The organism is Bradyrhizobium ingae, from assembly GCF_055791185.1.
This window is the reverse complement of the sequence record NZ_JBVUBB010000030.1, coordinates 92,365-106,663: the sequence shown is the minus strand read 5'-3', so window position 1 is coordinate 106,663 and position 14,299 is coordinate 92,365. Positions and strand designations below refer to the sequence as shown.

The following is a 14,299-nucleotide window of genomic DNA, read 5'->3' as shown; positions in this document are numbered from 1 at the left end:
GTCTCTGCGAGCGGAGCGACATCCCCCGATGAGCCCAGCCGGCGACCGGCCGGAAATTCGATGATCGTCCCCATGTCAGCTCTCTTCTATTGCCGCGCGACCGAACGGTCCTCACAACATGGGTGCCATTAAGATCAGCACATGGTTAACGGGGTGTAAACGCACCGGCCGAACCGTAACCACACGGGCCGGACGCACCGTCCCGTTGCGGCACGACAACTGTCGAAACTGCAGCACCGGCTTCACACCTCGTTTTCCTTAACGAGCCTTTAAAACAACCTGCGATAGGCTCGCGAGGACGATTTTTCTCGAGTTGCGTACGCCTCATGACCAAGCCGCTATTTCCAGCATTCGACGGGCTCATCACCCTGTCCCGTCGCGAAGGCGTCGATATTCGCCCCACGCTCCTGCGCGTGCTGACCGACCTCTACGTGCAGGCGAAGAGCCATAGCGGCGATGAGGAGCGGCAATTCGTCGAGCTTGCCTCGCGGCTGATCGACCAGGTCGACGATGCGACGCGCGCCGCAGTGAAGGCTCGCCTTGCGATCTATCCTGCGACGCCGGCGCCGATCATGCAGAAGCTCGGGCTCCTGCCTGCGCATGAGGGTCGGAGAATTCCGCTGGCAAGGGAAATCCCTGCGCCGCCCTCAGACCCCGCGCCGGCCCGCACGCCGACGGATGCGGAGCTGCGGATGTCCGCGAACATGGCGATGCAGCCAAAGGACGCCGCCGAGATCCACGACATGTTCTTCCGCGCCACCGCCTCGGAGCGTGCGCTGATCCTGCACAACCTGGCGCAGACACCTTTGAAGGCCGCGCCCAGCATTCCGAGCGCCCGCGCGATGCGCGCGATCCAGACGCTGGAGTGGGCGGCATACGCCGAGGACACCGAAAGTTTCACGCTGGAGCTCGGCGAGAGCCTGATCCTGCCATCGCGCGTCGCTGCGCAGATCGTGGATGACGCCGGCGGCGAAGCGCTTGCGGTCGCCGCCCGTGCACTCGACATGCCGAGCCCCAACTTCCAGCGCATCCTGCTGTTCTTCAAGCCGGAGATCGGAACGTCCGTGAACACCGTCTACCGGCTATCGCGACTCTATGATCGTCTGAGCGACCGCTCGGCACTGGTGATGTTGGCGGCCTGGCGCGGCTCGACGCTCGCGGTGACGCGCGCAAAATATCAGTCATCACTCTATGACGGGGAGCGCCAGCGCGCTCGCAGCGGCGCAAGCCAGCCGCGGCCCGCGGTGCAGCCCGGCGCGATCCCGCCGATGCGGACAGGCACCGGCGGATCGGAGCGCTAGATCTTCAAGCGCGCGCAAGATCCAGAAAATGCCGCCCGGCGCGGTCCTCGGTCTCGACGATCCATGCGTCGGGATCGAAGCGGATCTCCTTGGTGATCCGTTCTTCGACCGCAGGCTCCGGCAAAGGCTGCGGCGCGACCGGCACGAAGAAGCGATCGACCGGCCGGCCGTCATCATAGACGGTCTGTGGCGCGGGCACGTACAGCATCGCGTTGCCGTCAAGCAGCGACACCTTGACGAACACCGCACCGGCTTCCTCGGCGCCGCGCCGGCGCACCGCGCCGAACACGCCTTCAGTCTGGCAGCGGCGCAGGTATGCTGCCACCCATATGTTCGATTTCAAACGCATGGACAGGACGATAGGCCAGCCGCCGCAACAGCACCAGTATCAGCGGCAAGCAATGGCAATTATTCGACGGGATGTCCGATCGCAGCCGCAAGCTCGCGCAGCAGGCGGTCCGAGACCTGCCCGGTGACCGGCATCTTGTGCTCGCGCTCGAACTTCTGGATCGCGGCCTGGGTTTCGCCGGAGATCGACCCGGTGACCTTCAACTGACCGTAGCCATATTCGGAGAGCGCGCGCTGCACGGCGGCGACGCGGCGGATTGCGGGGCTCTGCTGCGCCGGGATCGGCGCCGGCGGGCGCGCGACGACAACCGATTGCGAGGGAGGCGTTGTCGCCGTAGCCTTGACGAGATTTGTCAGGGGATCGGCAGATCTGGAGGTCGAGGCCGTTGCATCGGCTGCCTTCTCGGGCGCCGGCGGCTTTTCTGCCGCTTTGGGCTCGGCGACGCGGAACTCCATCGGCTTCGGCTCGAGCGGTAGCGTATCGGCTGCAACCGGGCGCGGCCGCGGCAGCGGGTTCGACAGCGCGACGGCCGACGGAGCTGGCAGGTTGATCACGGTGCCGAACATCGGCGCCGGATGGCGGCCGGTTTGCAGGAACAGCGCATTGGCGATGATGGCGCTGACCGCAGCGAAGGCGACGAGACCGGCAAGCGTATCCTTTGGGCTGTGCAGCAGGATCCGCATCGCGAGATTGCGCTCGGTCTCGACGTCGACGACCGCCGCCTTCGCGCCACGGCGACGCGGAGCATCCTCACCCCTTGCAGATTTTTTAGGCACTTTTCTTCACCAAAGGCGGTTGATCCTGAACATCATGGCGCGGTGGCGGCATCAGCGTCGCAATCTTGCTTTCGCTGGGCCGTCCTTGCGACGGCGTGCAGACGAGCGGCAGCTTGATGGTGACCGCTGTCCCCTCGCCGAGCTTGCTTTGTATCGTCAACTCGCCGAGATGCAAGGCGACGAGGCTCTTCACGATCGACAATCCGAGACCCGTGCCTTCGTGGCGACGCTGATAGGTCTTGCCGGCCTGGAAGAACGGTGCGCCGATCCGCTTCAGGTCGTCGGGCGCGATGCCGACGCCGGTGTCGCTGATGCGAAGGAACAGGTGTGACGGCGAAACCGTGGCGGCGACGGTGACCTGCCCTCCACGCTCGGTGAACTTGATCGCATTCGAGACGAGGTTGAGCACGATCTGCTTGAAGGCGCGCGGATCACCGGTCATCACCGGCAGATCCTGCGGCGCATCGGTGATGAGATCGATGCCGTTCTCGCGCGCCTTCAAAGCCAGCAGATTGCAGCAATGCAAGAGCGCGGCGCGCGGCGCGAACGGTTCCGGCGAAATCTCGAACTTTCCGGATTCCATCTTCGACATGTCGAGGATGCCGTTGACGACCGACAGCAGGTGCTGACCGGAAGCGTTGATGAGCTCTGCGTATTCCTTGCGCTGGGCCGCGCCCAACATCAGGGTCTGCTCCTGCGCGATCATCTCGGAGAAGCCGATGATGGCGTTGAGCGGCGTGCGCAGCTCGTGACTCATGGTGGCGAGGAAGCGCGTCTTGGCGGCATCGGCCGCTTCCGCGGCGCTGCGGGCCTGATCGAGCGCCTGTTCCTGTATCTTGCGGTCGGTGATGTCGCGCATCACGGCGACGACCTCGGGCTCGCACGTCACGTCGCGGCCCAAATCCTGGTCGAGCGGACGGCAGCGCATCTCGACCCAGATGAAATCGACGTGGCCGCGCTCGCTGCCGCCGGTCTCCCGGCGCAGCCGGAACTCGACGCTGCGCACGTCGCCGCGCGCGGCATCCGACAATGCGGTGAGATAGGCCGGGCGGTCGGCGACATGGACACGATCGAACAGGCCGTGACCGGTGAGCCGGGCGCCGGGCAGGCCGAGCATGGCTTCGACCGCCGGCGAGATGAACTGGACTGCGCCGTTGCGCTGATGCCGCGAGATGACGTCGCTCATGTTGCGCGCCAGCAGGCGGTAGCGTTCCTCTTCGCGCGACAGCAGCGCAACGCTGGTGCGCGCCAGCGATTCGGCGCCGAAGGCGAGACCTCCCGCATAAAGCGTCGCGGACGCAACGCCGAACGCCGCGAACATGGCGCGTTCGGCCGCGTTGGCCTGGCCGAGCGGCAACCAGTCGAGTTGACCGAACAGAATCAGGATCGCCACGCAGGACAGCGCCAGCACCGATGCGAAGGCAGCGACACGGCGCGAGGCTGACAGCGCAGCCTCCAAGGGAACGACGACCAGCCAGACCGCGGCAAACGATTCGATGCCGCCCGTGGTCACCGCCACGGCCATGATCAGTGCGGCGAGCGCCAGCGACGACAGCACATGGGCGCCTTCATAACGCCCGGTGCGCGAGAGGAACCATGACAAAAGAATCGGGGCGATCAGCCAGGCGAAGGCCGCGACCTCGATCGCGCTGGGTGCGCCGCGCATGGCAAGATAAATCGGGAATGCGGCGAAGGCGGCTAGGCTGCCGAGGAGCCTCGGGGCCATGAAAGCCCGATGGCGTGCCCGCGTCAGCGCGTTAAAACGTGCCGAGGGATGCAGCAGCGCATCGAGACAATCGCGGATGATACTCAAAACTGTCACGGGTCCCGCGCTTCGGCTCATGCATCGAAAAGACGCGCCGGAACGCCTCCTTGTCGTTGAGCCACCGTGTCAGAGTGACATTAAACGAACCCTAAGGCGGTGGCGCATGCGGCAGAACACCGGATGTTCGCGCGAAATTTTACGCGATTTGACGGTTTCATTCGCGCGGATGGTGAACGCCGGGTTTCCGCATCCCTCGCCTTATGGTTTCGAATTGGTGGAAGGGCGCAAACGAGCGATTGCGAGCCCGCATCAATGGAAAATTTACGAGCCTTTCGATTCGTTCAAATCCCCCACAAAATTTCGCCGAATTAAGCTCAACGCAATCACTTGCGATTTATCGAGAGTTGCTAGGTCGAAGGCCCGCGGGGGTGCCGCCGGCTTGATCTAACACGCAAGGTCGCAAGATGCGTTTTCTGCTCCGCATCACATTCTGGCTCGGGCTGGTGCTGGTGCTCCTGCCACGGGACAAGACTCCCGAATCGGAGAAGGTGCCGCCGATCGGCGCCGCCGAGGCGGTGTCAGCCGCGACCGCGGCCGTCTCCGACGTGAGCCAGTTCTGCAAACGTCAGCCGGCGGCCTGCGAGGTCGGCGGCCAGGCTGCGACGATCATCGGTCAGCGGGCGCAGGACGGAGCGCGCAAGCTCTACCAGATCATCAACGACAAGAAAGAGCAGATTACCAACGGCAAGAATGACAAGAAGGCACCCGACCATACCGGCTCGATCGGCAGCATGGCGGAAGCCGATCTCGAAGCGGGGACGGCGCCGCACGACACCCTGACTCAGGACGATCTGGCGCTCGAATGGCGCGGGCCGGAGACGGCGAATTAGGGATCGAATCCTATCGATTTCGTGTCCTTGCCTCCCTATATTGGCCTGAGATCACACACGGGCCATCATGACGACTATCGACGAAATCAGGGACAATTTCGAGATTCTGGACGAGTGGGACGACCGCTACCGGTACGTCATCGAGCTCGGCCGCTCCCTGGAACCCATGCCGGAGGCGGAACACTCTGCAGATAACAAGGTGCAGGGCTGCGTCAGCCAGGTCTGGCTGTCGAAGCGGATCGATCGCGAGAATGGCACGCCGGTCCTGAAGTATCGTGGCGACAGCGACGCCCATATCGTGCGGGGGCTGGTCGCGATCCTGCTCTCGCTCTATTCAAACCGCACGCCGCAGGAAATTCTCTCGACCGACGCGATCGCGGTGTTCGACGAGTTCGGCTTTCGCGACCACCTGACGCCGCAGCGCTCCAACGGGCTGCGCTCGATGGTTGAACGTATTCGCACCGATGCGCGGGAGGCGCTCGCGGAAGCGTCCTGAAGCGGCGTTATTTCCGTTTTCTCTGCTGCTGCCCCAGCCCCATCTTCTTCGCCAGTTGCGAGCGGGCCACCGCGTAGTTCGGCGCGACCATGGGATAGTCGGCCGGCAGGCCCCATTTCTCGCGATACTGCTCGGGCGTCATGTTGTACTGGGTCCGCAGATGGCGCTTCAACGACTTGAAGCGCTTGCCGTCCTCGAGACAGACGAGATAATCCGGCGCGATCGACTTCTTCAGTGACACCGCAGGCTTCGTGGGTTCGAGCGGCGCTTCGTTCCGGCCCGAGGAGACCCGCACCAGCGCGCCATGCACCTGGCTGATCAGGTTCGGGATCTCGGCCGCCGGCGTCGGATTGTTGCTGAGATAGGCCGAGACGATGTTCGCCGTCAGTTCGATGAAGTTTTTGGCCGCCGCATCTGACACGGATGGACCTCAGGACCGCTGATCGAGGTGCGTGCGCAGCTCGTCGATCGAGGCAAAGCGCATCATGCCCTCCGGCATCTGCGCCTCGATCGAGCCGTCGGAATAGAGCGAATAGGCCATCCCGTCGACGACGCCCGATTTAAGTATGGTGACAGCCGGCTGCTCGGCCGGTCGCGGCTCGGGCGGCGGCGCAGCTTCGGAAGGGCTCGAGGGTGTGCGGGCCGGGGGTGGCGGCGGCGGCCGGCGGGGCGGAGTTGCTTCCTGCGGCCGCATGCGTTCGGGCTTCGGCCAGGCATCGTCGAAGCTCGGCGGCGGCTCCGCGGGCAACGGAGCCGCAGGCTCCTCACCCGGCGCGACGTCGGAAGCCTTGGCCTGCGCGCGCTCGCGCTCCTTGCGCGAGGTGGAAGTGAACAAGAGATTGCGCCGGCGCGGCGCCTCAGCCGCTGCTGGGGGCGCTTCCGGCACCGGCGGCACCTCGGCGCGCGCGCGCACCGCTGCTTCATCCTGCCAGGGCGGCGGCCCAGCCGGAGATACTGGAATCGTCAGCTCGGTCTTGGCGGCCTCGGCGAGGGCGGCTTCCGGCGCGGGCATCCCCACGCTCGCAAGGCCCGGCGGAAGCACCGGCCTGACCCGAACTTCGGACATTGCCGTCGTTGCGGCGAGCCGGCGGGCGATGCCCTTCAGCTCCCGCACGACGGCGTACAGGCCCATCAGTAACATCCCGGAGCAGACGCCGATGGTCCCGCTGAGTATGAGGGTGCTGCCGAGACTGAATTCCTTGAGCGAGATGCCCCAAAGGACCGTCAGGAGACCCGCCACAAAGGCGAAAATCCCCGCGATCAACAATGCCAGCGTCATCGAACTCACCCCCGGCCGCGCATGATCGCGCGACACCGCCTAAGCCACGATACCGTCATATCGCACGCCTCGCCAACGGCCAATTGCCCTAGCCGTTCCTTAAAATAGCAAAATCAGAGACTTATTCACATTCCCTTCAGCAACACCTCGCTAGCTCTATCAAAACTCCAGGATTCGGAAATTGCTGCGTTGCATCAGGAATTTAGCCATAATGCGCAATTACTTGGAAATGGAACTGCGCTATAGGGTTCCCGGGGAAAAGGGCCATGCGCACCAGCGCGGCCAAGAGGGGATTCCGGGTCACCGATAGCCATGACATCCATCACCACCTCGGCGATCGACACGCCTCTGGGGCGCTCGGTTGAGCGGACTTGCGACGACCTTGCCATGCTGGTGCTGGCGTCGGTCGCGGTCATCGCGGGGCTGACCTTCCGCGACTACGGGCTTGGCTGGGACGACTACACCCACGCCGAATATGCCGACCTCCTGCTGCGCATGTTCGGCTCCGGCTTCAAGGACACCGCGGCGCTCTCCTTCGCCAATCTCTACATGTATGGCGGCGGCTTCGACATGGTCGCAGCGCTTCTGCACAAGGTGATGCCGCTCGAACTGTTCGAGACGCGCCGTCTCGTCGGTGCCGTCGTCGGCGTGATCGGACTTGCTGTGACCTGGCGGCTCGCGCGCCGCATTGGCGGGCCACTTGCGGGCCTTGCAGCACTCCTGCTGCTCGCGCTCTGCCCGATCTTCTACGGTCACATGTTCATGAACCCGAAGGACGCGCCCTTCGCGGTGGCAATGATCATCCTGATGCTCGGTCTGGTGCGCCTGGCCGAGGAATATCCGCAGCCCTCGCCGCGCACGATTCTCATCGTCGGCCTCGGCGCTGGCCTGTCCATCGGCACGCGCATTCTCGGCGGCCTCTCGCTCGTCTATGCGATGATCGGCTTCATGCCGCTGTTTCTGGAAGAGCTGCGCGTCGAAGGCACCCGCGAAGCGATCCGCCGCTTCGCGCATGTCGTCTACGTGCTGCTGCCCGGCCTCGTGCTCGGCTATCTCATCATGGGCCTCATCTGGCCGTGGTCGATCATGGAGCCCGGCAATCCGTTCCAGGCACTGACCTACTTCTCGCATTTCTTCGAGAAACCCTGGAAGGAGATGTTCGACGGCGCGCTCGTGTCCGTGCCCGACATGCCATGGTCGTATCTGCCGACATTGTTCGCGCTGCAATTGCCCGAAGTGATGCTGGTACTGATGATCGGCGCCGTCATCGGCACCCTGGTCATCCTGCCGCGCCGCGAGGTTCCGGCGCGGCGCAAGACCATCCTGTTGATGCTGACGCTCGCTGCCACGCTGCCGCTCGTGATCGCGATGGTGAAGCGACCGGCGCTCTACAACGGTATCCGCCACTTCGTCTTCGTCATTCCGCCGATGGCCGTCCTGGGCGGCGTCGCCTTTGCCTGGGCCATGGAGCGCCTGCGGGCCAATCATCGCGCCTGGCAGCCCGTCGTGCTCGCGACCTTCTGCTTCGGCCTCGCGCTGCCGCTCGCCGAGATGATCCGCCTGCATCCCTATCAATACACCCACTTCAACCACATCGCGGGCACCGTGCGCGCAGCCGATGACCGCTTCATGCTGGACTATTGGGGTCTGGCCCTGAAGCAAGCCTCCGACGAGCTGCGCGAGCAGCTCATCGAGCGACAGGAAGTGCCGCCGCGCAATCGCAAATGGAAGGTCGCGGTGTGCGGCCCGCAGCGTCCCGCCCAGGTCGCGCTCGGCCCCGACTTCACCATCGGTTGGGATTCCAACGCCGCAGATTTTGCCATGACGCTCGGCGAGTTCTACTGCAAGGGCCTCACCGCACCGGTCCTGGTCGAGATCAAGCGCGACGACGTGGTGTTCGCCCGCGTCTACGACATCCGCGGTCGCAGCATTTCCAGCCTGCTGTCGATCCCCGCGCCGTAACAGGCCGATCGCCGACATTATCCCGTCGTCGCGTAGCCCGCATGACTGCCACGCTTTGAGCGCCTTGCTGCCACTTCCTCGCAGGACTAGGCTCCCCGCCAAGCAACGAGGTTCGGAGGGATTGCCATGTCGCCAGCGGAAGCGCGCCTGAAGGAAGCGCCGTCGAACATGACGGAGGCCGAGTGGCAACAGCGGGTCGATCTCGCCGCCTGCTATCGCCTCATCGCCCTCTATGGCTGGGATGACCTGGTCGACACCCACATCTCCGCCCGCGTGCCCGGCCCCGAGCATCACTTCCTCATCAACCCCTACGGGCTGATGTTCGACGAGATCACCGCATCGAGCCTGGTCAAGGTCGACTTGCAGGGCAATCAGCTCACCGAGAGCGAGTACAGCATCAATCCGGCCGGCTTCACCATCCATTCCGCGATCCACGAGGTGCGTGAGGATGCGATCTGCGTGCTGCATCTTCACACGCTCGACGGCACCGCAGTGTCGAGCAGCGCGGAAGGATTGTTGCCGCTGAACCAGACCGCGCAGCTTGTCACGCACGACCTCGCCTATCACGATTATGAAGGCATCGCGCTCGATCACGAGGAACGGCCTCGGCTTCAGAAGGACCTCGGCGACCACAACCACATGCTGCTGCGCAATCACGGCACGCTGACCGTCGGCCGCTCCGTCGCCTCCGCGTTCGAGCGCATGTATCACCTCGAGCGCGCCTGCTCGATGCAGGTGCGCACGCGCGCGCTCGGCACGCCGGTCTATCCGGTCGAGGAGATCGCGATCGAGAAGAACACCGAACTGCTCTCCAACCGCGACCGCGCCGAGTTGCGCTCCGCCCATCTGGTGTGGCCGCCTCTGCTGCGCAGGCTCGACCGCGTCAATCCGGGCTACCGGACTTGAGATTTGCGAGGATTCGTGTAGGATCTTCTTCGAACGACCTCTGCACGTTCTGGAATGAAACGCCGCCCAATTCCGGGCGGCGTTTTTATTTGGTGTAACTTCGTAGGGTGGGCAAAGCGAAGCGTGCCCACCTCTTCTCTCACAAATCCTGGAGAGACGGTGGGCACGGTGCTTCGCACCTTTGCCCACCCTTGCACCATGCCTCTATTTCACCTCCGCAAGCGCGGCGAGAATGCGGGCCCAGGAGCGAATGCCTTTCTGGAAGCTCTGCAGATCGTACTTCTCGTTCGGCGAATGGATGTTGTCGTCGTCCAGGCCAAAGCCGACCAGCAGCGAGTCCAGCCCAAGCGTGCGCTTGAAGTCGGCGACGATCGGGATCGAGGCGCCCGAGCCCATCAGCACGGTCTCCTTGCCCCATTCGTCCGTCAGTGCCTTCTTGGCTGCCGCTAGCGGCTTCATGTTCCAGTCGAGCGCGATCGCTGGCGCGGCCGAATGGTCGCCGAACTCGACCTTGCAGTCGGCGGGAATTCGCGCCGACACGTAGTCGCGGAAAGCCTTGCGGATCTTCGCGGGGTCCTGTCCCTCGACCAGGCGGAACGAGACCTTCGCCGACGCGTGCGACGGGATCACCGTCTTGGAGCCTTCGCCGATGTAGCCGCCCCAGATGCCGTTGACGTCGCAGGTCGGGCGCGAGGAGGCCTGCTCGATCAGCAGTCGCCCCTTTTCGCCGGCCGGGATCGACAGACCGATCGGCTTGAGGAACGTCTCCGGCGTCAGATTGAGCTTCTTCCACTGTTCGAGGATATCGGCGGGGAGATCCTTCACGCCATCGTAGAAGCCGGGAATGGTGATGCGGCCGTCATCGTCGAACAGTCCGCCGAGGATCTTGGTGAGCACGCGGATCGGGTTCATCGCCGCGCCACCGAACACGCCGGAATGCAGGTCGCGGTTGGCGGCCGTGATCTTCACCTCTTCATAGAGCAGGCCACGCAGCGACGTCGTAATCGCCGGCGTGTTGCGATCCCACATGCCGGTGTCGCAGACCAGCACATAGTCAGCCCTGAACTCATCCTTGTTGGCTTCGATGAACGGCACGAAGTTCTTCGAGCCCACCTCCTCCTCGCCCTCGATCAGGAAAGTGACGTCGATCGGCAGCGAGCCCGTCACCGTCTTCCAGGCGCGGCAGGCCTCGACGAAAGTCATCACCTGCCCTTTGTCGTCCTCGGCACCGCGCGCGACGATGATCTTGCGGCCGTCGGCATGATCGGTGACGACGGGCTCGAACGGCGGGCGGTGCCAGAGATCGAGCGGATCGACCGGCTGCACGTCGTAATGTCCATAGAACAGCACGTGCGGACGTCCGCTCGCCTTGCTCTTGCCGACCACGGCGGGATGGCCAGCGGTCGGCCTCACCTCGGTCGCAAAGCCGAGGCTTGCGATGTCCTTGGCGAGATGTTCGGCCGCCGCTTTGCAATCATCGGCGAAGGCCGGATCGGCCGAGATCGACTTGATCCGCAGCAGCGCGAACAGGCGCGTCAGGCTGTTGTCGAAATCCTTGTCGATGTGATCGAGCACGGACTGGAGCTGTGCATTTGACATTTTTCTCGTTCCTGACTGCTTGTGGTTCTCAAGACGCTGCTGCTTTTAGCGCCGCCGCGATTTTCGAGCCAGACACTCGGGCATCAGCGCCGCAGCAATCCACCCAGTGCGCCGCGCACCAGAGCGCGGCCGACCGAGCCACCGAGCTGACCGCCGACCGACTTGCCGAGATCGGCGACGACGCCGCCGACCACCTGATTTGTGACCGTGCGCGTCACGTCGCGCACGACGCGCTGGCCAGTGGTGAGCCGGGTGCGTCCGGTGTTGGTGCCGAAGATGGTACCGACGATCGAGCCGATCTGGCCGAGGATGCCGCCCCCGCCTCCGCTCGCCGGGCTATCAGCCGTCGCCGCAGTGCCGGCGATGCGCTTTTGCAGGATCTCATAGGCAGATTCGGAATCGATCGCGGTGTCGTATTTGCCCTTGACCGGACTTGCATCCATGATCGCCTTGCGCTCCTCCGGCGTGATCGGCCCGATCCGCGCCGAGGGCGGACGGATCATCACCCGCTCGACCATCGAAGGCGTGCCATTGCCTTCGAGGAAGGAAACCAGCGCCTCGCCCTTGCCGAGCTCCATGATCACCTTGGTCGTGTCGAGCTTCGGATTGGGCCGGAAGGTCTGCGCCGCGGCCGCGACCGCCTTCTGGTCGCGCGGAGTGAAGGCGCGCAGCGCGTGCTGCACGCGGTTACCGAGCTGCCCCAACACCCGGTCGGGCACGTCGATCGGGTTTTGCGTGACAAAATAGACGCCGACGCCCTTGGAGCGGATCAGGCGGACCACCTGCTCGATCTTGTCCATCAACGCCTTGGGCGCGTCGTTGAACAGAAGGTGCGCCTCGTCGAAGAAGAACACCAGCTTCGGCTTGGGCAGATCGCCGGCTTCGGGCAGCTCCTCGAACAGCTCCGATAGCATCCACAACAGGAATGTCGCGTAAAGCCGCGGGCTCTGCAGCAGCTTGTCGGCAACCAGGATGTTGATCATGCCGCGGCCATCGCGATCGGTCTTCATGAAGTCCTTCAGCGTCAGTGCCGGCTCGCCGAAGAATTTCGTGCCACCCTGGTTCTCCAGCACCAGAAGCTGGCGCTGGATGGTGCCGACGGTGGCCTTGGTGACGTTGCCGAAACCCTGGGCCGCTTTCCGGATCGGCGCCAGCGGATCTTCTCCGGCATCCGGCCCCTTCTTGCTGGTGTCGGGCACGATGGCATCGAGCAGTGCCCGCAGGTCTTTCATGTCGATCAGGGTCAGGCCGTTGTCGTCGGCGACGCGAAAGGCGACGTTGAGGACGCCCTCCTGCACGTCGTTGAGATCGAGCATGCGGGCCAGCAGAAGCGGTCCCATCTCGGTGACGGTCGCGCGCACGGGATGGCCCTGCTCGCCGAACACGTCCCAAAATACCGTCGAGAACTGGTCAGGCTGGAATGTCAGCCCCATGTCAGCGGCGCGCTTGACGATGAAATCCTTGGCCTCTCCCACCTCGGAGATGCCCGAAAGGTCGCCCTTGATATCGGCAGCGAATACCGGCACGCCCGCACGCGCAAATCCTTCCGCCATCACTTGCAGCGACACCGTCTTGCCGGTTCCGGTTGCCCCCGTGACGAGGCCATGGCGGTTGGCAAGCGCAAGCGTCAGCCAGGCGGTCTCGTCTCCCTTGCCGACGAAGATCTTGTCGCTGGTATCGCCGGGCTTGGTGTCTTGTGTCGCCATTACTCTTTGCCTTGGTGGGGAATGCGAATTTTGGGTTCCCTAGTTTAACGCATGTTGGGTGCCGATTGAACGGGTCAACGCACCACCCGAGATTTGCATATGTGACATCGTGAGAGATGAAGTCGGCCTCTCTCCGCCGAAAGTCTGAACGATAAGTGCGCACCGCGGCAATTTTTCGCTAATTCCATCTTTCGCTCTTGCATCGCTGCAACACTCCCTGCGCGATTCGTCGCCGCTCATGCGTTCGTCGCTTGTAATTCTTAACGCACCGGCTCAAGATCAATTTCAGAAGCAAGACTCCGGACTCGAACCGGCTGAGGGGCAGGCCACATGGACGAGCTGATCGGGCGGCTGGCGACAAACGCCAGCATCGATAGTGCTGTCGCCGAAAAGACGATAGGCATTATCCTGGGCTTCCTGCGCAACGAAGGCCCTTCCGATGGCGTTCAGGCTCTGATCGATCACATTCCCGGCGCCGAGGCGGCGATTGCCGCGTCCCAAAGCGGCGGCGGCCTGTCCCGTCTGATGGGCGGCGGCCTGATGGCCGTCGGTACCCGGCTGATGGGCCTTGGGCTCGGCATGTCCGACATTCAAAAGATCGCCCGCGAACTTTTTCGCTTCGGTCGGGACAAAATCGGAGCGGATGAGATGGGCAAAATCATTGCGGGGACGCCGGGCCTCAGCCAATTCGCCTGAGCTTTCGCATTTCATATTGAGCATCATGACATATCCCATCTCCGAGATTGAGGGCCTGTCGGCCTTCGCCGCCAGCAAGCTGAAGGCGCAGGGCATCCGCACTACCGTTGCGCTGCTCGAAGCCGCCAGTACCTCGAAGGGCCGCAAGGCGCTCTCCGCCAGAACCGGCATCAGCGAGCAGCAGCTCCTGGAGTGGGCCAACGTCTCCGACTACATGCGCATTCCCGGCATGGGCAAGGCCAAGGTCAATCTCGTCCGCGCCGCCGGCGTCACCACCGTCCGCGAACTCGCCTATCGCAACCCGTCGCGACTGGCGCAGAACATGCGCGAGGTGAACGAGAAGCGGAAACTCGTCCGCGTGATGCCGTCGGAAAAGTCCGTCGGCGACCTCATCGCCAAGGCTCGCAAGCTGCCGCCGAAGATTTCATATTAGACGCACATCGCCCGCGGCATACGGAGTCTGCTCGCAACAGACCGAATTTGGTGCCACACCTTCAGTGTCGTCCAGGCGAAAGCCAGGACGACACTGGGGATGCGTCTTGACTTGAACTCACCGACCGCGCAAAGCGACCGC

The 14,299-nt window shown here is 63.9% G+C and carries 15 protein-coding genes; 8 read left to right on the top strand and 7 right to left on the bottom strand.

The features are described from left to right. Positions 1 to 326 precede the first annotated feature (326 nt). Entirely contained in the window at positions 327 to 1,301 is a 975-nt protein-coding gene (locus tag ACV1FX_RS31395) for a DUF2336 domain-containing protein (protein WP_473121411.1), read from the top strand. A 4-nt stretch (positions 1,302 to 1,305) separates the two neighbouring features. Here the strand turns inward: ACV1FX_RS31395 and ACV1FX_RS31390 are convergent, their stop codons facing one another. Genes ACV1FX_RS31390 through ACV1FX_RS31380 form a run of 3 tightly spaced genes read right to left on the bottom strand, consistent with a single transcriptional unit; the run spans position 1,306 to position 4,269 of the window. Further along, entirely contained in the window at positions 1,306 to 1,650 is a 345-nt protein-coding gene (locus ACV1FX_RS31390; protein WP_473121410.1) for a DUF1491 family protein, read from the bottom strand. 59 nt (positions 1,651 to 1,709) lie between these two features. Then, positions 1,710 to 2,426: a peptidoglycan-binding domain-containing protein gene (locus ACV1FX_RS31385; RefSeq protein WP_473121409.1), complete on the bottom strand. Its 717-nt coding sequence runs from the start codon at positions 2,424 to 2,426 to the stop codon at positions 1,710 to 1,712. Beyond that, positions 2,419 to 4,269, bottom strand: a complete 1,851-nt coding sequence (locus ACV1FX_RS31380; protein ID WP_473121408.1) for a PAS domain-containing sensor histidine kinase — start codon at positions 4,267 to 4,269, stop codon at positions 2,419 to 2,421. The genes ACV1FX_RS31385 and ACV1FX_RS31380 overlap by 8 nt, the downstream gene beginning before the upstream one ends. A gap of 85 nt (positions 4,270 to 4,354) precedes the next feature. Between ACV1FX_RS31380 and ACV1FX_RS31375 the strand changes: the two genes are divergently transcribed. The 3 genes from ACV1FX_RS31375 (at position 4,355) to ACV1FX_RS31365 (ending at position 5,577) form a co-directional block, all read left to right on the top strand. Beyond that, the gene (locus ACV1FX_RS31375; RefSeq protein WP_473121407.1) at positions 4,355 to 4,639 is read left to right on the top strand and encodes a hypothetical protein; all 285 of its coding nucleotides are present in this window, start codon (positions 4,355 to 4,357) and stop codon (positions 4,637 to 4,639) included. 16 nt (positions 4,640 to 4,655) lie between these two features. Then, entirely contained in the window at positions 4,656 to 5,081 is a 426-nt protein-coding gene (locus ACV1FX_RS31370) for a DUF5330 domain-containing protein (protein WP_473121406.1), read from the top strand. 67 nt (positions 5,082 to 5,148) lie between these two features. Then, positions 5,149 to 5,577, top strand: a complete 429-nt coding sequence (locus ACV1FX_RS31365; RefSeq protein WP_473121405.1) for a SufE family protein — start codon at positions 5,149 to 5,151, stop codon at positions 5,575 to 5,577. Positions 5,578 to 5,584: 7 nt separating this feature from the next. Here the strand turns inward: ACV1FX_RS31365 and ACV1FX_RS31360 are convergent, their stop codons facing one another. Together ACV1FX_RS31360 and ACV1FX_RS31355 are read right to left on the bottom strand one after the other, a co-directional pair. Continuing rightward, a complete protein-coding gene (locus tag ACV1FX_RS31360; protein ID WP_473121404.1) occupies positions 5,585 to 5,998 on the bottom strand; it encodes a Ros/MucR family transcriptional regulator in 414 nt (137 codons plus the stop codon). A 9-nt stretch (positions 5,999 to 6,007) separates the two neighbouring features. After that, on the bottom strand, positions 6,008 to 6,856 hold the full coding sequence (locus ACV1FX_RS31355; protein WP_473121403.1) for a DUF308 domain-containing protein: 849 nt from the start codon (positions 6,854 to 6,856) through the stop codon (positions 6,008 to 6,010). A 312-nt stretch (positions 6,857 to 7,168) separates the two neighbouring features. Here ACV1FX_RS31355 and ACV1FX_RS31350 point away from each other — a divergent pair, with 312 nt between their 5' ends. Both ACV1FX_RS31350 and ACV1FX_RS31345 read left to right on the top strand, forming a co-directional pair. Beyond that, positions 7,169 to 8,818 (top strand): glycosyltransferase family 39 protein, encoded by a 1,650-nt coding sequence (locus ACV1FX_RS31350; protein ID WP_473121402.1) that lies wholly within the window; start codon positions 7,169 to 7,171, stop codon positions 8,816 to 8,818. 126 nt (positions 8,819 to 8,944) lie between these two features. After that, entirely contained in the window at positions 8,945 to 9,724 is a 780-nt protein-coding gene (locus tag ACV1FX_RS31345) for a class II aldolase/adducin family protein (protein ID WP_473121401.1), read from the top strand. A 204-nt stretch (positions 9,725 to 9,928) separates the two neighbouring features. Here the strand turns inward: ACV1FX_RS31345 and ACV1FX_RS31340 are convergent, their stop codons facing one another. Beyond that, positions 9,929 to 11,323: a M20/M25/M40 family metallo-hydrolase gene (locus tag ACV1FX_RS31340; protein WP_473121400.1), complete on the bottom strand. Its 1,395-nt coding sequence runs from the start codon at positions 11,321 to 11,323 to the stop codon at positions 9,929 to 9,931. A gap of 83 nt (positions 11,324 to 11,406) precedes the next feature. Beyond that, a complete protein-coding gene (locus ACV1FX_RS31335; protein WP_473121399.1) occupies positions 11,407 to 13,029 on the bottom strand; it encodes a helicase HerA-like domain-containing protein in 1,623 nt (540 codons plus the stop codon). 330 nt (positions 13,030 to 13,359) lie between these two features. On the opposite strand from ACV1FX_RS31335, the gene ACV1FX_RS31330 reads away from it, so the two are divergent. Then, complete coding sequence (locus ACV1FX_RS31330) at positions 13,360 to 13,725, top strand: DUF2267 domain-containing protein (protein WP_473121398.1); 366 nt, start codon at positions 13,360 to 13,362, stop codon at positions 13,723 to 13,725. Positions 13,726 to 13,750: 25 nt separating this feature from the next. Then, positions 13,751 to 14,158, top strand: coding sequence for a DUF4332 domain-containing protein (locus ACV1FX_RS31325; protein WP_473121397.1), 408 nt, complete (start codon positions 13,751 to 13,753; stop codon positions 14,156 to 14,158). Positions 14,159 to 14,299: the final 141 nt, after the last annotated feature.